The organism is uncultured Cetobacterium sp. (assembly GCF_947038635.1).
Classification (GTDB): Bacteria; Fusobacteriota; Fusobacteriia; order Fusobacteriales; family Fusobacteriaceae; genus Cetobacterium_A.
Genome location: NZ_CAMQXC010000032.1, coordinates 1 through 19,105, shown reverse-complemented (window position 1 = coordinate 19,105; position 19,105 = coordinate 1). Strand labels below are relative to the sequence as shown.

19 protein-coding genes and 1 other RNA gene are annotated in these 19,105 nt (G+C 29.2%); 2 read left to right on the top strand and 18 right to left on the bottom strand.

Translation table 11 applies throughout. The annotated features are described in order from the left end of the window. Positions 1–118: 118 nt before the first annotated feature. Together Q0V08_RS04990 and Q0V08_RS04985 are read right to left on the bottom strand one after the other, a co-directional pair. The gene (locus Q0V08_RS04990) at positions 119–784 is read right to left on the bottom strand and encodes a YoaK family protein (RefSeq protein ID WP_257162841.1); all 666 of its coding nucleotides are present in this window, start codon (positions 782–784) and stop codon (positions 119–121) included. A gap of 13 nt (positions 785–797) precedes the next feature. Then, positions 798–1,253, bottom strand: coding sequence for a YhcH/YjgK/YiaL family protein (locus tag Q0V08_RS04985; RefSeq protein WP_297432626.1), 456 nt, complete (start codon positions 1,251–1,253; stop codon positions 798–800). Between the two features lie 147 nt (positions 1,254–1,400). Here Q0V08_RS04985 and lepA point away from each other — a divergent pair, with 147 nt between their 5' ends. Both lepA and Q0V08_RS04975 read left to right on the top strand, forming a co-directional pair. Continuing rightward, entirely contained in the window at positions 1,401–3,203 is a 1,803-nt protein-coding gene (gene lepA, locus Q0V08_RS04980) for a translation elongation factor 4 (RefSeq protein ID WP_297432624.1), read from the top strand. Between the two features lie 63 nt (positions 3,204–3,266). Then, a complete protein-coding gene (locus Q0V08_RS04975; protein ID WP_297432622.1) occupies positions 3,267–4,880 on the top strand; it encodes a phosphatidylglycerol lysyltransferase domain-containing protein in 1,614 nt (537 codons plus the stop codon). Positions 4,881–4,938: 58 nt separating this feature from the next. Here the strand turns inward: Q0V08_RS04975 and rpmA are convergent, their stop codons facing one another. The 16 genes from rpmA to dxr all read right to left on the bottom strand — a co-directional run. Next, entirely contained in the window at positions 4,939–5,229 is a 291-nt protein-coding gene (rpmA, locus tag Q0V08_RS04970; RefSeq protein ID WP_023049937.1) for a 50S ribosomal protein L27, read from the bottom strand. Further along, entirely contained in the window at positions 5,230–5,565 is a 336-nt protein-coding gene (locus Q0V08_RS04965; RefSeq protein ID WP_023049936.1) for a ribosomal-processing cysteine protease Prp, read from the bottom strand. Between the two features lie 7 nt (positions 5,566–5,572). Then, the gene (gene rplU / locus Q0V08_RS04960; protein ID WP_023049935.1) at positions 5,573–5,884 is read right to left on the bottom strand and encodes a 50S ribosomal protein L21; all 312 of its coding nucleotides are present in this window, start codon (positions 5,882–5,884) and stop codon (positions 5,573–5,575) included. A gap of 108 nt (positions 5,885–5,992) precedes the next feature. Beyond that, positions 5,993–6,757, bottom strand: a complete 765-nt coding sequence (locus Q0V08_RS04955) for a hypothetical protein (RefSeq protein ID WP_297432619.1) — start codon at positions 6,755–6,757, stop codon at positions 5,993–5,995. Positions 6,758–6,838: 81 nt separating this feature from the next. Further along, positions 6,839–7,176: RNase P RNA component class A (gene rnpB / locus Q0V08_RS04950), an RNA gene on the bottom strand. Then, positions 7,166–7,729, bottom strand: coding sequence for a hypothetical protein (locus Q0V08_RS04945; protein WP_023049933.1), 564 nt, complete (start codon positions 7,727–7,729; stop codon positions 7,166–7,168). Before Q0V08_RS04945 ends, rnpB begins: the two co-directional genes overlap by 11 nt. A gap of 12 nt (positions 7,730–7,741) precedes the next feature. Then, entirely contained in the window at positions 7,742–8,530 is a 789-nt protein-coding gene (locus Q0V08_RS04940) for a Nif3-like dinuclear metal center hexameric protein (protein WP_297432617.1), read from the bottom strand. Beyond that, positions 8,527–9,360: a sigma-70 family RNA polymerase sigma factor gene (locus Q0V08_RS04935; protein WP_297432615.1), complete on the bottom strand. Its 834-nt coding sequence runs from the start codon at positions 9,358–9,360 to the stop codon at positions 8,527–8,529. Before Q0V08_RS04935 ends, Q0V08_RS04940 begins: the two co-directional genes overlap by 4 nt. Positions 9,361–9,418: 58 nt before the next feature. After that, positions 9,419–10,660, bottom strand: coding sequence for an RNA polymerase sigma factor RpoD (gene rpoD / locus Q0V08_RS04930; RefSeq protein WP_297432613.1), 1,242 nt, complete (start codon positions 10,658–10,660; stop codon positions 9,419–9,421). 43 nt (positions 10,661–10,703) lie between these two features. After that, positions 10,704–12,485, bottom strand: coding sequence for a DNA primase (gene dnaG / locus Q0V08_RS04925; RefSeq protein WP_297432611.1), 1,782 nt, complete (start codon positions 12,483–12,485; stop codon positions 10,704–10,706). 143 nt (positions 12,486–12,628) lie between these two features. Next, positions 12,629–14,377, bottom strand: a complete 1,749-nt coding sequence (locus Q0V08_RS04920) for a peptidylprolyl isomerase (RefSeq protein ID WP_297432609.1) — start codon at positions 14,375–14,377, stop codon at positions 12,629–12,631. A gap of 30 nt (positions 14,378–14,407) precedes the next feature. Then, complete coding sequence (locus Q0V08_RS04915) at positions 14,408–15,793, bottom strand: sigma-54 dependent transcriptional regulator (protein WP_023049927.1); 1,386 nt, start codon at positions 15,791–15,793, stop codon at positions 14,408–14,410. Positions 15,794–15,987: 194 nt separating this feature from the next. Continuing rightward, on the bottom strand, positions 15,988–16,596 hold the full coding sequence (locus tag Q0V08_RS04910; RefSeq protein WP_297432606.1) for a helix-turn-helix domain-containing protein: 609 nt from the start codon (positions 16,594–16,596) through the stop codon (positions 15,988–15,990). A 23-nt stretch (positions 16,597–16,619) separates the two neighbouring features. Next, positions 16,620–17,648, bottom strand: coding sequence for a M50 family metallopeptidase (locus Q0V08_RS04905; RefSeq protein WP_297432605.1), 1,029 nt, complete (start codon positions 17,646–17,648; stop codon positions 16,620–16,622). Between the two features lie 11 nt (positions 17,649–17,659). After that, the gene (locus Q0V08_RS04900; RefSeq protein ID WP_297432603.1) at positions 17,660–18,352 is read right to left on the bottom strand and encodes a thymidylate kinase; all 693 of its coding nucleotides are present in this window, start codon (positions 18,350–18,352) and stop codon (positions 17,660–17,662) included. Continuing rightward, the coding region (dxr, locus tag Q0V08_RS04895) for a 1-deoxy-D-xylulose-5-phosphate reductoisomerase (RefSeq protein ID WP_297432601.1) at positions 18,330–19,105 on the bottom strand (776 nt) is incomplete at its 5' end. The genes dxr and Q0V08_RS04900, both read right to left, overlap by 23 nt.

Sequence of the window (19,105 nt, the reverse complement as noted above, 5' to 3'; positions counted from 1 at the left end):
AGACATATAGTCATCTATCATCATTCCTATTGAATTTTCACACTCAAGAGTTGGGTATTTATCTACTACCTCTTTTTTTTCCTCTATTGTTATAAAATATCTTTCCATTTTTACTCTCCTACCTTTTCATTTTATAATATCTATCTCTTAATAAGAAATAATAAGCTCCACTCAAAATATACGCTATTGACATATAGTTTAATATTCCTCTTCCTAAATACTTTAGTCCTAGTCCAACTAAAAGACCTCCAGTTATAAAAGAAAGTATATTCATAGCATAATACTTCATTTTCCAAGTTATCTCTCTATTTCCTCTTAAATAATGTCCTATTACAACACCTAAATCTGTCACAGTTCCAGTCATATGAGTTGTTCTAATTACCATACCTCTATAACGTATAAATAGACCATTTTGTAATCCTAAAGAAAAGGCAAGAATAAACACAAATAAAACTTCAGTATATAGATATATATCTAAAAGTTTTAATAATACTCCTATAAATATAAAGGTATCTCCATATCTTTTTCTTAGTTCAAAATCTCTTCCTGATCCTATAATAATTCCTGAAACTATCGCTCCAGTAAAAAATGATACCACTAACCCTAACATTATTTTAAGATGTGGTATATTAAAGTAAGCTAAATCCGTTGAGATTCTTGTTACACTTCCCGTTATATGGCTTGCAGTTAGAGAAAATTCCAATATTGCAAAGGCATTCATACCTCCACCTAAAAAAGCCAGCAAACTTATCCATAAAAACAGTTTATTATTAATTTGTTCCATTTCTTCCTTCTTCTTAGTACTTTATCTTAAATACTACTTTCTTTAATTCATTAGGCTCATTATTTTTTGCAATTAATGGCATATGAGGCTCATCTGGGAAAACTATTAAAAAGTTATCCTTAGTCATATTAAATCTATACTCTTCAGTTCCTTCTAAAACTTGGAAATCACTCTCTTCATTATATTCAGTTTTTTCCTTTAGTGAATCTTTTAAAGAGTAACCAATTCCCTCTTCACCATCTATTACAATGTGAATATCTATATATTTTTTATGTCCTTCAAAGAAACACTCTTCTAAAACTTTAGTCTTACACTCTTGAAGATTAAAAAACACATTATCTCCATCTAATTCATTTTTTCCTACTATCCCATTTCTATAACTTCCGTTTTCAATAGCCTCTATAGCCATATCTAGGCCACTAGAAATTCCCTTATAAAACTTCAATTCATTCATTTGTCCAAAGATCATTTATTAATCCCCCTTATTTTTTTATATTCTTCTTTAATGATATTCTAAAAACCTTCATAAAGTCAAGCTATTATTTAATTTAGATTGATTTTTTTTGATAATTCTTTTATAATATAGTGTGAAGAAATATATTTAGAGGAGGATATTGTGTTACAAAAATTTAAAAGAAACTTTTCAATTATAGCACATATAGATCACGGTAAATCAACTGTAGCTGATAGACTACTTCAAGCTACTGGAACTGTTACTGAAAGAGAAATGAAAGAACAACTTCTTGATTCAATGGAGTTAGAAAGAGAAAAGGGAATTACAATAAAAGCTCAGGCTGTTACTTTAAAATATACTGCTAAAGATGGAAATGAGTATGAATTAAATCTTATTGATACTCCAGGACACGTTGACTTTATATATGAAGTTTCTCGTTCGTTATCTGCATGTGAAGGAGCTCTTCTAGTTGTAGATGCTGCTCAAGGTGTAGAAGCTCAAACACTAGCTAATGTTTACTTAGCTCTTGAGAACAATCTTGATATTGTACCTGTTATCAACAAAATTGACTTACCTGCTGCTGATGTAGATAAAGTTAAAAATGAAATTGAGGATATTATTGGATTACCTGCAGATAACGCTGTTTTAGTTTCAGCTAAAGCTGGAATTGGAATTGACGAACTTTTAGAAGCTATTGTTGAAAGAGTTCCTGCTCCAACTTTTGATGAGGAAGCTCCTTTAAAAGCTATGATTTTTGACTCTTTATTTGACGACTATCGTGGAGTTATAACTTATGTTAAAGTTCTTGATGGTTCTATTAAAAAAGGAGATAAAATTAAAATTTGGTCAACTGGAAAAGAGTTTGATGTACTTGAGTGTGGTATTTTTGCTCCAACTAAAAAAGAGCAGCCTGAGTTAAGTTCTGGATCTGTTGGATATATTATAACTGGTATTAAGACTATTCAAGATACTCAAGTAGGAGATACTGTTACTCATGCTAAAAGACCTTGTGCTGAGCCTTTAGAAGGATTTAGAGCTGCTCAATCAATGGTATTTGCTGGATTATACCCTATATCTACTGATGATTATGAAGATTTAAGAGAAGCTTTAGAAAAACTTCAATTAAATGACGCATCTTTAACATTCATCCCTGAAACATCTCTTGCTTTAGGATTTGGATTTAGATGTGGATTCTTAGGATTACTACACATGGAAATCATTGTTGAAAGACTTAGAAGAGAGTATAATATAGATTTAATCTCTACTTCTCCTTCAGTTGAGTATAGAATCACTTTAGAAGGAAAAGAAACATATGTTATTGATAACCCTTGTGATTTTCCTGAAGGTGGAAGAGCTAAATTCTGTGTTGAAGAACCATATATAAAAGGAAGTATTCTTACTCCAAAAGATTATGTAGGAAACGTTATGGAGCTTTGCCAAGAAAAAAGAGGAACTTATATTGATATGAAGTATATAGATGATAACAGAACAATGGTAATCTATGAGTTACCTCTTGCAGAAATTGTTATTGACTTCTACGATAAGTTAAAATCTAGAACTAAGGGATATGCTTCATTTGAATATGAGATGATTGGTTATAAAGAATCTTCTCTTGTTAAAGTTGATATTCTAGTTTCAGGAAATGTTGTTGACGCATTCTCATTTATTGCTCACACTGACCATGCTGCATCTAGAGGAAGAGCTATTTGTGAAAAGTTAAAGGAAATTATTCCTAGACAACAATTCGAAGTACCTATTCAAGCTGCATTAGGAGCTAAAATAATAGCTAGAGAAACTATTAAAGCCTATAGAAAGAACGTTCTTGCTAAGTGTTATGGTGGAGATATTTCTAGAAAGAAAAAGCTTTTAGAGAAGCAAAAAGAAGGAAAGAAAAGAATGAAACAAATTGGAAACGTAGAGATTCCTCAAGAGGCATTCGTATCTGTTCTTAAACTTAATGATTAATTTATAATTTTAGGTGAGCTAGCTAGCTCACCTTTTGTTTATTAGAGGAGGGATTTTATATTTATGAAACAGTTACACTTTATTTTAAAAAGGATTTTTCCTGACATTTTAAGTATTTTAATCTTTTTATCTGGAACACTTATTATATTTTCAAATTCATCAAGATTTGATGTAAGGTATATCAAATTTATCTACTCTGTTTTGCCTGGAGATATTATAACTTTATCTCATCTTTCATCTAATATAATTGGAACATTTCTTCTTATATTAGCTTATGGAATTTATAGAAGGTTAGATAGTGCTTACTATCTTTCTATTATTGCTTTTATATTTGCAATATTTTTTAGTTTCTTTAAAGGCTTTAATTATTTAGAAGCAGCCTTTTTCAGTTTTATTTTGATTTTATTAGTTCCATCTAAAGATCGTTTTTATAGAAAATCTTCAATTTTAAAGGATCGATTATCTATAAAGTGGGTACTGTTTACTTTGCTTGTTATCTTACTTAGTATCTTTTTTGGTTTTTACTCTTTTAAAACAGTAGAATATAAAAAAGAAGTTTGGTGGCATTTAGTTTTAAATAGACATTATACTATTTTTTTAAGAAATAGTTTCATCTCACTATCTATATTTTGTGTCTTTTTAGTTTTTAATTTTTTCAATACCGTATTAAGTGTAGAAAAAATACCAAGCTCTAAAGTTATAAATGAAATAAAAAAAATAATTAAATCAAGTGATAATAGCTATGCTTCTCTAGCTCTACTACCAGACAAATCAATTCTCTTTGATAAGGGGAAAGATTCTTTTATAATGTATGGAAATACCAATGGAAACCTTATATCTATGGGAGACCCCATCGGTGATAAAAAACATTTTCGTGAGATTATACAAGATTTTTATCGAATTGGGAAACAAAGTGGAAAAAATATAGCTTTCTATGAAATTTCTAAAGATCATCTTTCTGAATATTTAGAACTAGGTTTGAAAATAATTAAAATTGGTGAGGAAGCTATCGTTAATCTAAAAGATTATGATATTTCAACACCACTATATAAAAAAATTAGATATACTTTTAATAAATTTGAGAAAATGAACTTCACTTTTAAAGTTGTTGATTCTATTGAAGGGATTGAAAGTCAACTAGAAGAGGTTTCTAATAATTGGCTGAAAAATAAAAAAGCAAAAGAAAAAAGTTTTTCTTTAGGAAGTTTCAATTTAGACTATCTTAAAAATTTTAAAGTAGCACTTTTATACAATGAAAATAACGAATTAATTGCTTTTTCAAATTTATTAAGTACTGAAAATAAAAATGAAGTTGCTATTGATTTAATGAGATATGTTGAATCTGCTCCATCTGGAACTATGGAATATTTATTTATCAAAATAATAAACTGGTCAAAAGAAAATGAATACGAACGTTTTAGTTTAGGAATGGCTCCACTTGCGGGAATATATGGTGGTGAGCTGGCTCCACTATGGAATAAACTTAGTGTATTTCTATTTAATCATGGTGGAAACTTCTATAATTTTGAGGGATTAAAACAGTTCAAAGATAAATTTGTACCTCAATGGGAATCTAAATATTTAGCATACTCTGGTCATTTTAATCTAGCTTCTTTATTAAAAGATATCGCTCTTTTAATCTCAGGAGGAATTCTTGGAATATTTAGTAAAAAATAATTTAGATATATATGAGGTATGAAAAAAAGGAGAGATATTAATCTCTCCTTTTAAAATCTTAGTTAGCTTTCTCAGCGTAAACTGAAACTTGCTTCTTGTCTCTTCCTAATCTCTCGAACTTTACGTATCCATCGATTAATGCGAATAGAGTATGATCTTTTCCACATCCCATGTTGTTTCCAGCGTGGAATTTGTTTCCTCTTTGTCTAACGATGATGTTTCCAGCTTTTACAACCTCTCCATCATACTTTTTAACTCCAAGGTAATTTGGATTAGAATCTCTTCCGTTCTTAACAGAACCTTGTCCTTTTTTCTTCGCAAATAATTGTATATTTAATGTAAATAGCATCTAAATTTCCTCCTTCTCTACAAGCTTTATGTGTTTAGGATAACCCTTAGATAGTTCTTTCAACATCAATACCATTGTATCTAATAATACATGAACCTCTTTTTCTTTGTTAGAAAAATCCATTCCCCTCATATCAACGTCTAAGTACCCATCGGAGTCAATTTCAAATTTTGGAGTAATATCCAAAATCTCTTGCAATCCTCCTAACGGAAATTGCATTGCCATGGAAATTGCGGCACAAACAATATCTTGCCCGTACTCAGCGTATTCAGCATGACCATTGGCTCTGTATCTAACTACTTTACCATTTTTTTTTAATATTTCAATCTTTGTCATAAATTAATTATGCATTGATTGCAGTAACTTTGATCTCAGTGAAAAGTTGTCTATGACCTTTCTTTCTGTGATATCCAGTCTTTGGCTTGTATTTGAAGTTAACAACTTTAGCTCCTTTACCTTGAGCAACAACCTCTGCAACTACTTTAGCACCTTCAACAACAGGAGTTCCAACTTTAACCTCTCCATTGTTTGATACTAAAAGAACCTCTGTTAATTCTACAGTTGTGTTAACCTCAGCATTTAGTTTTTCAACTCTTAATACTTCACCTACTGCAACTTTGTACTGTTTTCCTCCAGTTTTTATAACTGCGTACATTCTAACACCTCCAAAAGTATAAAGATCGCTAGATTCGGTTGCTGACGACCTTATCCAAGCTTAATCTACTGTTTATCTTATCATTTTTTATATATTTTGTCAACTAATTTATTTTAACCACTCTTGCGATAAAGGCGATCCATTTCTATAGTTTGTAATTTTTTCTAATTCACCTTTTGGTGTATAACTTCTCCACTCTCCGTTTTGAAGTCCACCTGCTAATCTTCCCTTTTCTCTAATTTTTCCATTATCCCAATATGCAATCCATTCTCCATTTCCACCTTTAAAATCCTCTTGATGTAATATTTTTCCTGTATTGTCATACCATGTTGCTGGTCCAGATATTCTTCCACCTGAATACGTTATTCTCGAACGTATATTTCCTGTATTTCTATAGTATGTTTCTTGAACTCCGTTTTTAACTCCATTTGCATAAGGCTCTTTTAATCCAACTCTTCCTGCTTCTGAATACCATACCTTATAACCGTTTAATTTTCCGTCTCTATATTCTTCAGTATAGTGCTTATGAACACCTACTACTGCTGCAAATGTTCCTGTAAAAGGTACTGTTGAATTGCCATTATAAGCTAATTTATTTCTAACTTGTTTTTTTGCTATATTTACTTGATCTATTCCATTTAAAGTAATCTCTGTTACTGCATTTTCTGCTAAAGCCACATTTTGACCTGTATGAATTATATCTGTTTGAGGTATAAATTCACCTTCTGGCATAGTTGATATACTTACATCATAAGCTTGCTTTGGAACTGATGGCAGTAAAATTCTTTCCTCATCACTTATTTTCTTTTCTAAAGGAGTACACCCTACTAGTGCTAATAATACTACTCCTATTGCTATTTTCATTTTTTTCATAACAATTTTCTCCTAATAAGATTTTATATAAAAAATAAAGCCAAGGAATTTATATAAAATTTCTTGACTCAGTTGTTTATTATTGATAGGCATTAAATAAGCCGGGTTTTGTATTTGTCAATCATTTATCTAGAGCTATAATTGCTTATAGCTTCAAGCAACTTACCCTGAGAGAGGACGAGCAGCCCCTATTCTCTCCTATTTAGTCTTGCTCCAAAGGGGGTTTACCTAGCTTCTTTAGTCTCCTAAAGAACTGGTGGTCTCTTACACCGCCTTTTCACCCTTACTACAAAATGTAGCGGTCTATTTTCTGTGGCACTTTCCTTAAAGTTTCCTTTAGTAGCCGTTAGCTACCCTTTTCGCTCTGTGGAGCCCGGACTTTCCTCTTGCTAACGCAAGCGATTAACTCTAATACCTATCACTTTTTAACTTGTATTTTTTCTTTTTTCTTTTTACCTGTATTATTCTAATAGATAATACTAAAAATGTCAACAAAATTCCTAAAAATACCTTAGTCCCTAGTGACATCTGTTCTAAATCTTTACTATTCTCTTGAGAATCAGATGTTGCTACAAATATCTCTTGTAATCCTTCAACTAGATTTGTTGCTATCAGAGTCTCATTTTTTTCCCCTACATACTCTTCCACATTTGTTAATAATAATGATAGATCCGAAGCCATATCTTCAGGATTTAAATCTTGTGAAATTTTTAGTTGTACCTTTAAAACATCATTTTCATTGTTTTTTATTAAATTTACAATAACTGTTTTCTCTTGTTCATCTGCCTCAAAACCTTCATTTTCTTCTAAAGTATTCAGATAAAGTTTATCTCCTGTTTTTTCTTGGAAAGTTTCTACAACTGTCAATAAATTTGATTTATCATCTTCTGAAAAAACATTTCTATAATCATTTATTTTTCCAAGGACCAAAGTAGAAAATATCAATGAACCTACCATAACTTTTTTTAGCATCCTATGTTCTCCTTACATTTTTTGAAATACTGGACCATCATTATATATTGAAATTTCTATTTCAAACTCTTTTTTCAATAAACTTTCCAACAAGTTTGAAAATATCCATTCACTCTCAAAATGACCAATATCAATCAAAGTAAAATTTTCTTCTCTTGCATCCATAGCTTCATGATATTTTATATCTCCTGTAATTAGAACTTGTGCTCCTAATTTTTTAGCTTTTCTCCAATAAGACGCCCCTGCCCCACTGACTAAAGAGATCTTTTTTATCTCTCTTTCCTCTTTTGATCTCACTACATTTATACTATTTAAATTTAACTTTTCTTTCAATAAATTTGATAAATTTTCTATACTTAAACTTTCATCTAATTTATAAATTCTTCCAATTCCATACTCTCTTCCATTGCTTTCCATTGGATCAAGTATCTTTCCATTTTTCATTCCAAGTATATTCTCACCTAAAAAATCATTTAATCCTGATTTCCCTGAATCCAAATTTGTATGCATTGAATATACTGAAATTCCATTCTCTATTAATTTTACTATTTTTCGTCCTATTAAAGTATCATTAGTTATCTTTTTCAAAGATGTAAAGATTACCGGGTGATGCGTTATTATTAGATTTGCACCTGTTTCAATCGCTTTATCAATAACACTCTCTGTTAAATCTAATGATAATAAAATTCCTGTTATTTTCGAATCCCTTTTTCCTATTAATAACCCTACATTATCCCAATCTTCAGCTAAAGAGATTGGAAATTTCTCTTCTAAAAAATTTATAATTTTACTTAGCTTCATATCTTTAAACTTCTTCCTCCTCCTAAAGATATTTTTGTTAGAGCCTCTTCAAATAGCTGCTCACCTTCGCCTCTTTTTAAATCTAATGCATTTTCAATTTCAAATAGAGATTCTCTTTTATCTCCAATTAGTCCATAATATCTTTTTAAAATCTCCTCTTCTAAGTGAGATATTTTTTTAAGAACTGAGTTATAATCAAGCTTTTCAACTTCATTTATTTTTTCCTCTATAATCTCTGATTTTTCATCTAAAGGAATTTCATCAATCTCTTCTTCCTCTAATTCTGCTACAATCTCATGCTCTATTAACTCCTCTTTTCTTTTTGAGAAGTATCCTTTATACATATATTTTTCTGTTTCTACTTTTTCATCCACAAATAGTAACATCTCTCTTCTAGCCCATAACTTAATATACTCTAAAATATCTCCATTTGATGGTCTATACTCTTCTAAAGCTTTTATTACTCCAATATTTCCCTCTTGAATTAGATCTAAATAATCAATTCCAGCTATTAAATAATCAAAAGCTATATTTGCAACTTCTCTTAAATTACTCTCTATTAATCTGTGTGCACTTTCCTCTTCATCTAAAGTTTCTAAAGTAGTTTTTAGCTCCTCTTTTGAAAGTGGCTGAATATAAGAGATTTCTTCTAAATACTCTCCTACAATTCCTTCTACTACGTAACTATTCTCTTCTACTTTTTCTTCTTTTCTTATATCTACAGTTTCTAATTCTAATTTTAAATTTGAATTCTCTTTTAAAAATTTTACAAAGTCTTTATCATCAATACAATTTTCTAATATCTCTTTTTCAAATGCTTTTATCTTCATAGTGTCCCCTTTTTTAGTTCATAATAAAATGGGGGATAGAAATCTCCCCCATATTGTTTTATACTTTAAAATCTTCTAGTTTCTTTCTTCTGCTTGGATGTCTTAATTTTCTAAGTGCTTTAACCTCTATTTGTCTGATTCTCTCTCTTGTTACTTTAAATATTTTTCCAACCTCTTCTAGAGTTTTTGGTGCACCATCATTTAATCCGTATCTAAAGATTAAAACTTGTTCTTCTCTGCTACTTAAAGTTTTTAAAACATCATTTAATTGCTCTCTAAGTAAAGTTCTATTTGTTAATTCATATGGATTTTGCATTTTATTATCTTCTACGAAATCTCCTAACTCACTATCTTCTTCACTTCCTACTGGAGTTTCTAAAGATATTGGATCTTGGTTCATTTCTTGAATACTTTTAATTTTTTCAACTTCCATTCCTAATCTATCAGCTAAAACTTCTGGAGTAGCATCTTTTCCTGTTTCTTGAAGGTATATTCTAGCTTCTTTTTTAATTTTATTAATAGTTTCTATCATATGAACTGGTATACGAATTGTTCTTCCTTGGTCAGCTATTGCTCTTGTAATAGCTTGTCTTATCCACCAAGTAGCATATGTAGAGAATTTATATCCCTTACTATACTCAAATTTTTCTACCGCTTTCATTAATCCTATATTTCCTTCTTGAATTAAATCTAATAACTTTAAACCTCTATTTGTATGTTTTTTAGCTATACTTACAACTAGTCTAAGGTTTGCTTCAATAAGCTGTTGCTGAGAGTATTCGTCCCCTTCTAGAGCTGCTTTTGCGTATCCTAGCTCCTCTTCATGAGTTAATAACGGAATCTGTCCAATCTCTCTTAAATACATCTTTATAGGTTCGTCTACTTCCATTTCACCAGTTATACTAAATAAATCATCATTTACTAAATCATCTTCAGTTACCTCTTCAATTTCATCTGGATTAAAATCGAAATCATCTGAATATTCAGTAGTGCTACTTTTTTCCTCTTCGTCCTCATCTTCATCTAATTCAACAACAGGTCTTTTTAATAGTGGAGTTATAACTTTTTTTACATCTTTTCTACCATCGTCTTTTCTCTTAATATTTTCCTGTTTCTTTACTTCTTCTTGGGAAATGATTTTTATTCCCTGTTCTGTCATTCCATTTATTAAAAACTCTATTCTTTCTGGCGGAAAATCTGCACTTAATTGGCTATTAATCTCTTCATAGCTTATTACTTTATTTTCCATTGCCTTTCTTAATAAAGCTAAAACCTTTTCATTTTTTATAAACTCCTTCATTAGTTGAAGCCTCCTCTATTGAATAAAATTGTCTCTCAAAATTTTAAGCATTGATACTTTTAAATTCATCATACAATGCACGAAGGTCATTGAACTCAATATGTTGTTTCAATTTATCCTCTATTTTCTTTAGCTTAATATGTTTTAATAAGTTACTTCTCTCTTTTAATGCTTCTTTTAATTCTAAAATAAACCATGACATAAAAATAATTTGAAACCCTTTTTCTATATCCAATTTATTTGAGTAGTCATCTATAGAAAGTAACGATATATTTACTAGCTCTTTCTCTTCATTCTGACTCAAATTTCCCGTTAATATTATATCCTTTATTATGTTAGAACTTTTTTCTTGATTTTCTTTTAAAAACTCTATATATTGAAATATTTTTTTCCCTAAACTACTACTAATCTCTTTATCCCTAAAATCTTCAATGTACTCATTTTGAGAAAGAACCAATGCTAATGTTAACTTCTCTAGATTATATAGTCCTTTTTCGTCTAAATCCTTACTTTCCTCTTTTTTTTCGTAAGTATTTTTTATTCTTTTTTTATTGTTTGTTATTAAAATAGATTTTAGTACATCTAACTCAATATTTAATGATTTACCTAATTTATCGATGTATAAACTTCTTTCTAAATCACTTTCTAAACATTGAAAAAAATCTTTAAATCTATTTATGAAATTTTGTTTTGACATATGATCTTCTAAACTATACTCAGATGAATATCTTAAATAAAGATAATCAAAAGCTTCTAAAGAATCTTTTACAACTTTTAAAAACGCCTCTTTTCCATATTTTTTTAAGTAATCATCAGGATCTTTTGCATCTTTATATAATAGTACTCTTATATTGAATCCTGCTGATTTTAAAATAAGTATAGATCTCTCAGTAGCTTTTTGTCCAGCTTCATCCATATCAAAAGAAAGTATTACATTATTAGTATATTTTTTTAATAGATGTGCTTGTTCTTCTGTTAAAGCTGTTCCCAATGGTGCTAAAGCCACATCAAATCCATAAGAATGACTTGATAAGACATCCATATACCCTTCCATTAGAATCGAATAATTCTTCTTTTTAATGTTACTTCCTTTTTGGATAAAACCATATAAGTTTTTTCCTTTTGAGAAAATAGGTGTTTCCTGTGAATTTATATATTTTGGAATGTCCTTACTATCTTCTAAAGATCTACCACCAAAAGCTATAATCTTACCTGAAACTGAGTATATTGGAAAAATAATCCTATTTCTAAAAGCATCATAAATTCCTTTTTCATTTTCTTTAGCTAATCCTAAATCAAATATCTTCTTTTTTTCAAACCCCTTTTTTATAAGATAATCATAAAGCCCTGTCCATTCGTTGGGGGCATATCCTATTTCATTCTCTTTTATTAATTTTGGGTTTATCTTTCTTTTAGATAGATATTCTAAAGCATCACGAGCTGTATTTTTAAACATCTCCTCTTTGTAATAGTTGTGAGCTTCTTCCATAATTTCATAATACTCTTTATTTTCATTAACTTTACTATTTCCTACTTTTTTTATTGGAATATTATATTTATTTGCTAACTCTTCTACTGCTTCAACAAAAGATATTTTTTTATACTCTGAATAGAATTTTATAGGATTCCCACCTGCGCCACAAACAAAACATTTGCATATATTTTTATTTGGACTTACCACAAATGAGGGATTGTTATCTTGGTGAAAAGGACACAAACCTTTAAAGTTAGCTCCTGTTTTCTTTAAATCAACAAATTCTCCTACAACCTCTTCAATATGTAATTGTTGTAACAATAAATCAATATCTTCTGATTTATATTTCATCAATATTCTCCTAATCTCTTAGATTTTTAAGTAAAAAATATTTAAGAGCAAACCGCTCTATCCTAAATTATATTATATTTTTGGTAAATATGCAATTTTTTTTTAAATAAAAAGAAGGATTTTTAAAAATCCTTCTCATTTTTTTAATTTTCTGTATTTTGTGTACTTAACTCAATCTCTTTTAAAGCTTCTTGAGCCTTTGCATTAATATAATCTGTTTTTACTTGATTTTCAAATTCTTGGAAATCTGCTTTTTTCTCATCTGTTTGTGAATCTTTTTTATAGATTATAAAATCTTTCTGATCTTTAATAAATCCAACATCTCCAACTTTAGAATCATAAATAGCTTTTGCTAACTCTTCATTATATCCTAATCCTGGAATATATCCTTCTTTTGTAATTCCATCTATTTTCTCAGAGAAAACGATATCTTTATCATTTTTCAAATCATCAAATGTTATTGTTTTATCTGTTAAATCTTTAACGATTTGAGCAATTTGAGTATCTTTTGAATTTATTGTTTCTTCTGATGGTTCTGGAATAATTAAAATATGGCTTGCTGTAACTGTTTCAGCTTTATCATCTTTCTCTTGTACAAAAATTATATGATATCCAAATTGAGTTTTTACAACTTCTGGATAAATCTCTCCAGGAGTTCCTGCAAAAGCTGCATCCTCAAAAGGTTTTACCATATCTCCCTTTTTAAAAGTTCCTAAAGCTCCTCCTGTAGGACCACTTGGTCCATCTGAGAAGTTTTTAGCCATCTCTGCAAAATTATTCTTATTAACTTTCTTTAAAAGATCTTCAGCTTTTTCTTTTGCTTTTTGATCATCACTTTCTGTTGGCTGAACTTTTAAAATAGCGACATTTGCATCAGCACTCTCTAATGTATCATAATTTAATTGATTCTCTTCAAAGAATTCTTTTAAATCATTTTGAGTATATGTTACTTCTGATTTTAATTTACTATATAGTTCTTTTACAGCATTTGCAACTTGTAAATCTAAAGGTAAAACAGAATCTACTTTTATACCTTTAGCTTCAGATGCCTTTAATAACTTTATCTCTGATTCAATCGATGATTTTGCTAACTCTTTTGCTCCTTCTAAATCACCTTTAGTCATTGCTAATGTATTTAGAACTCTTTTATCAAACTCAACGTTGCTTACTTTAACTCCATCAAATTCAAAAGACTCTTTTTCTACATAAGCATCGAAGTTTTTATCTAAATCCTCTAACTTCATTTTTGCTCTAGCTTCGGACATATCTTTTGCATATGCTTCAGCACCTTTTTGCATTTTTAAAGCTTGCTCTATTTGACTTTTAACTTCTTCTAATGGTTTCCCTTGGAACATTGTATATTTATAATCAGCATAATACTCATCAATCTCTGCAGGAGTTACTTGAACTCCAGCAGTTATAGCTTCTGATGCTTTTTGTAGTATTAAGTTTTCTCTAATTTCATTTTCTAAAGTTTTTGTAGTATATCCTTGACTTAAAAGTGCACTTTTAAACTGCTCTTTGTCAGGAAAAGCTGCCTTTATTTGATCCATTTGAGCACTCACTTCTGATCCTGAAACTTTTATCTTTAATTTATCTGCCATCTCTAATAAAAGATTTCTGTTGATTAACTCATTAAAAGCTATTGTGTTCATTAGCTCTGGATCTATATTAGTTCCTAAATATCTTTTATAATTCTCAGACATTATAGCCATAGATCTATGTGCTTCTACCATTGTAACTTTTTTACCATTTAGTTTAAAAGCTAGTTGTGTATTTGCAGAACTACTTCTAAATGACATTGCATAACCTGCTATCAAACTTATTAAAAAGAATATTGTTACTATCCAGATAACTGGTTTCATATTTTTTCTAAACTTTCTAATTGCCATTTTTAACCCCTCCGAAGAATTTTGTAAATATTATTTCGTATCTAATCCATATTTTCTGATTTTTTCATAAAGAGTTGTTCTTCCAATTCCTAAAAGCTTAGATGTTTCTTGTTTATTCCATCTTGTCTTTTGTAATGCCATTGCAATTACTACTTTTTCAACTTCATCTAAAGCATATATCTCTTGCTCTAATATATTTTTTAAAGGTCCCACTCCAATAACAGTTTTATTTTCAACTGTATCAGATTTCATTTTTATTTCTAACGGTAAATCTTCTACATCAATATTTCTATCGTTACATAAAATTACCATTCTTTCAATCATATTTTTTAATTCTCTTATATTTCCTGGATATGAGTATTCCATTAAATACTTCATAGCATCTCCTGAAATAACAGGTATTTCTCTTCTTAAATCTTTTACAATTTTATTTAAGAAATAGTTTGCTAACATAGGAATATCATCTTTTCTATCTCTTAAAGGTGCTACTTCAATTGGGAAAGCTGTTAATCTATGATATAAATCTTTTCTAAATTTACCTTTTTCTGTTTCCTCTTTTAAATCCTTATTAGTAGATACTATAAATCTAACATCTACTCTTCTTGATTTATTTCCACCAACTCTTCTGAACTCTCCATACTCAATAACTCTAAGAACTTTTGATTGAGCTTTTAAATCCATTGCTGATATCTCATCAAGGAATACAGTTCCACCATCCGCTTCTTCTAAAATTCCTTTTTTACTTGTAGTTGCTCCTAAGAACGCTCCTCTTTCATAACCAAATAACTCTCTTTCAATTAAATCTTCTGGTAAAGAAGCACATGAAATTGTTATGTAGTTCTCTTTTCTTCTATCACTCTTTTTGAATATCTCTTTAGCGATTAACTCTTTTCCAACTCCATTTTCTCCTGTTATTAAAACAGTTAAGTCACTCTCTGCTACTTTATCAATTAAGTTTTTTACCTCTTTAATTCTTGCAGATTGTCCAATTATTTCGTTTTCATCCTCTGTATCTGAAAGCTTCTCTTCTAATTTTCTTTTCTCTTTTACAATTTCTAAACTTCTTAAAGCTGGTATCATTATTCTGTTCATCTCTTTAACATCTACTGGTTTTAATAGATAGTTATAGATATCTGCTTCCTTCATCTCTTGAATTAAAGCTTCATTTTCTTCATCAAGTAATCCTATTACTACGAAATCTTTACCTATTCCATTTAACTTTCTTTTAGCTTCTGAAAAATTAAACCATGTTAAATACTCATCTAATAAAACTACATCAAAATCACTCTCTCTTAACATATCTAGAGCATCTAATAAATTATTAAATGTTATTATTTCATAAACTTCTGATAAAGCTTTTCTTACTTGTTTTAATGTTTCTTTTCTTTCTGAAACTACTAATATTGATTTTTTCATCCTTTTCCTCCTACTTTCTATTTTCGATAACAATGTATTATAATTGATATTTTGTTATTTTTCAAGACTTTTTTAAAAAATTCTGTTCTAGATTATTTCAAAGAGTTTCACTCTAAACATTAGTTCAAATTTCTTCTCTTTTTTCCTTTTTATTTTGTTACATTTTCCACATTAATGTCTATTTTATATATAAATTAATTTAACATAGACTTTAAAAACAGATTATAAAACATTTCAATCTCTCTAGTTATATCAATCGTTGCATATTTTTCAACCATTCTTTTATAACTATCCTCATCTACTACCTCTATTCCTGTTTGAGTTATTAAATATAATAAAAGAGTTGTTAATGATGAACTTAACATTGTTCTAATTTTTTCTATTTCGCTTCTATACTCTTCTTTTATATGCTCTCTATTATTATTTAAAAATTCACTAAATATGATATCTCTCTTCATGTAATCATCATATGTTAGATTTATTTCTCCATTCTCATATATTTTTGCAAATAGAAATAGATTATATCTATCATCTTTTAAAGTTAACCTTCTTCTAACAATCATTTTTAATTTCTCTTCAAATGGAACATCTAAGTCTCCAACCTCTTTTAAAAACTCTTTTCTACTTATAACTGAATTGTCCATTATTTCTAGTAGTAATTCTTCTTTACTTTTGAAATAGTAATAGAATCCGCCTTTGGCCATTCCTAAAACATTTGCTATATCTTCTATTTTTGTATTTCTAATTCCATTAGCTGCAAACAAAATAGTTGCAGTTCTTTTTATACGATCTCTTTTTGTCACACAATCACGTCCTTATTTTTAATTTAAAATTTAAAAATATTAAATATATCGTTAGCTGTTGCAAATATAATCAACCCAAATAACATAATCATACCAACTGTATGAACTCTCTCTTCAAGCTTTTTATCAACTTTTATTCCAATTAATTCTAAAATAACAAATAAAATTCTTCCACCATCTAAAGCTGGAAAAGGTAATAAATTAAATATTCCTACATTTATTGATAATATTGCTAATAACCAAACTAAAATTCCAGAGCTTCCGCTTTTACTTGCTTCTCCTACAACTTTAACTATTCCCACAGGTCCACTAATATCTTTAGCTTTTACTTTTCCCGTCACAAGCATCTTAACTCCACCTAATGTATCCTCAAATACACCTATAAATATTTTGAAAGATTGTTTTATTCCCTCTCCAAAACCATATTTTTCAAATTTATATTCAGGAATTATTCCCATAATAGCTGGTTTTTCTTCACTTATTTTAGTTAATGGAACTACTAAATCTAAAGTTTTTCCATCTCTTTCTATAACTACATCTAAAGCATCTCTCTTTTTAGAATCTTTTGCTATTGTTTCACCAATCTCCGACCAAGTAGTTATTTTTGTTCCATCAATCTCTTTTATAATATCATTTTCTTTTAAAACAGTTGATGCTTTTGCTTCTTTTATTATATTTCCTACTACTGGATTTGTATTTTGAATAGCTTTTCCACTAGTAAATGTTATTCCTAAAATTACTAATAAAGCTAACATAAAATTCATAAATACTCCTGCAAATAAAACCACAAATCTTGCAAAAGGTGACTTACTATTAAATCCATTTTCTACTTTACTTTCAACTTCCATACCATCAATATTTACGAATCCACCTATAGGTATTATTCTAATAGAGTATAGAGTTTTTCCAGTATAATAAGAGTATAACTCCGGTCCCATTCCTATAGCAAATTCAGAAACAGGCATTTTAAAAAATCTTGCTGCTAAAAAGTGTCCTAATTCATGTATAAAAATTATCAATCCTAGTAATAATAGCGCTATTATTATATCCATCTTTCCTCCTGTTATAAAATTTCGCTTACGAGCTCAAATACTTCATCTGAAATCTCTTCTATTGTTTTTAATCTATCATTTTCAACGCATTTGATCTCTTTCCAAGAGTATTTTTTAGATATTTCACACGCATTCTTATGAGATTTTTTTAGATATTCAACATTTTTTTCATGAATATCTTTTTTGTCCTCGCCAGTTATTTTATTTTTTCTTTCAGCCATTAATTTTTGAGCAGTTTCTGTTGGCATATTTAAGAAAATAACTAAATCTGGTCTAGGTATTTCCATTTTATTGTACTCTAAATCCTCTAGCCAAGATAAATACATCTCTTTCTCTTGAGGATTATCTATTTTAGATGCTTGATGAACCATGTTTGATGTTGTATATCTATCTGTAATGATTACTCCACCACTATTATAAAAATTTCCCCAATCAGTTTTGAAAGATGCGTATCTATCTATTGCATACATTGTTGAAGCTGGATATGGATTTACTTTCTCAGCATCTGTCCCAAAATCTCCTGCTAAATACATTTTTACTGGAGCACACGCTGGACTTTCATAATTTGGAAAAGATATCTTTCTTATATTACTTATTTTTTCTGATAACCTTTCAAACAGCATCGCTGTTTGCGTTTCTTTTCCACTTGAATCAGTTCCCTCTATAACTATAAGTCTTCCTTTATTTTCTTGCATAATTATCATAAACCCACTTTCTTGTTTCTTTGTCTACATTTTTTATTATTTCTAAAGAATCTATCTCTTTTACTCTATGAAGTTCCATAGCTTTTTCTATTATTTCATATATTTCTAAAAATTTTATTTGACCTTTTAAAAATAACTCTACTGCAACCTCATTTGCCGAGTTAAAAACACAAGGCATTGTTTTTCCTATTTTTCCAGCTTGAAAAGCTAACTCCACACCTTTAAATACTTTGTTATCAATTTGACTAAAAGTAAGTTCTCTTAAATTTTTTAAACTTAATCTTTCTAATTCACTACTACTTTCTCTTTCTGGATATGTGAATGCATATTGAATTGGTAATTTCATATCAGGTGCTCCTATTTGAGCAATTATAGAATTATCTACAAACTCTACCATTGAATGGATTATACTTTGAGGATGCACTAAAACCTCTATGTCTTCATATTCTATTCCAAATAACATATGTGCTTCTATTACCTCTAGCCCTTTGTTTACAAGCGTTGAAGAATCAATAGTTATTTTCTTTCCCATAGACCAATTCGGATGTTTTAGAGCTTGCTCAACTGTTACATCTTTTAATTCTTCTAAGGTCTTCCCTCTAAAAGTTCCACCACTAGCTGTTATAATTAAATTTTTTACCTCTTCTTTTCTACTTCCTTGCATGCTTTGAAATAAAGCTGAGTGCTCACTATCAACAGGAATTATTTCAGCTTTTGGATATTCTTTTAAAAGTTTATTTATATAATCTCCTG

Coding starts and splice junctions, on each gene's coding strand:
- Q0V08_RS04900 (WP_297432603.1), bottom strand. CDS start 18,352: ATGATAATTATGCAAGAAAATAAAGGAAGACTTATAGTTATAGAGGGA.
- Q0V08_RS04915 (WP_023049927.1), bottom strand. CDS start 15,793: ATGAAAAAATCAATATTAGTAGTTTCAGAAAGAAAAGAAACATTAAAA.
- rpmA (WP_023049937.1), bottom strand. CDS start 5,229: ATGCTATTTACATTAAATATACAATTATTTGCGAAGAAAAAAGGACAA.
- Q0V08_RS04955 (WP_297432619.1), bottom strand. CDS start 6,757: ATGAAAAAAATGAAAATAGCAATAGGAGTAGTATTATTAGCACTAGTA.
- Q0V08_RS04940 (WP_297432617.1), bottom strand. CDS start 8,530: ATGAAGCTAAGTAAAATTATAAATTTTTTAGAAGAGAAATTTCCAATC.
- Q0V08_RS04965 (WP_023049936.1), bottom strand. CDS start 5,565: ATGACAAAGATTGAAATATTAAAAAAAAATGGTAAAGTAGTTAGATAC.
- Q0V08_RS04975 (WP_297432622.1), top strand. CDS start 3,267: ATGAAACAGTTACACTTTATTTTAAAAAGGATTTTTCCTGACATTTTA.
- Q0V08_RS04920 (WP_297432609.1), bottom strand. CDS start 14,377: ATGGCAATTAGAAAGTTTAGAAAAAATATGAAACCAGTTATCTGGATA.
- Q0V08_RS04945 (WP_023049933.1), bottom strand. CDS start 7,729: ATGCTAAAAAAAGTTATGGTAGGTTCATTGATATTTTCTACTTTGGTC.
- Q0V08_RS04935 (WP_297432615.1), bottom strand. CDS start 9,360: ATGAAGATAAAAGCATTTGAAAAAGAGATATTAGAAAATTGTATTGAT.
- Q0V08_RS04905 (WP_297432605.1), bottom strand. CDS start 17,648: ATGGATATAATAATAGCGCTATTATTACTAGGATTGATAATTTTTATA.
- Q0V08_RS04990 (WP_257162841.1), bottom strand. CDS start 784: ATGGAACAAATTAATAATAAACTGTTTTTATGGATAAGTTTGCTGGCT.
- rplU (WP_023049935.1), bottom strand. CDS start 5,884: ATGTACGCAGTTATAAAAACTGGAGGAAAACAGTACAAAGTTGCAGTA.
- dnaG (WP_297432611.1), bottom strand. CDS start 12,485: ATGAAATATAAATCAGAAGATATTGATTTATTGTTACAACAATTACAT.
- rpoD (WP_297432613.1), bottom strand. CDS start 10,660: ATGAAGGAGTTTATAAAAAATGAAAAGGTTTTAGCTTTATTAAGAAAG.
- Q0V08_RS04985 (WP_297432626.1), bottom strand. CDS start 1,253: ATGATCTTTGGACAAATGAATGAATTGAAGTTTTATAAGGGAATTTCT.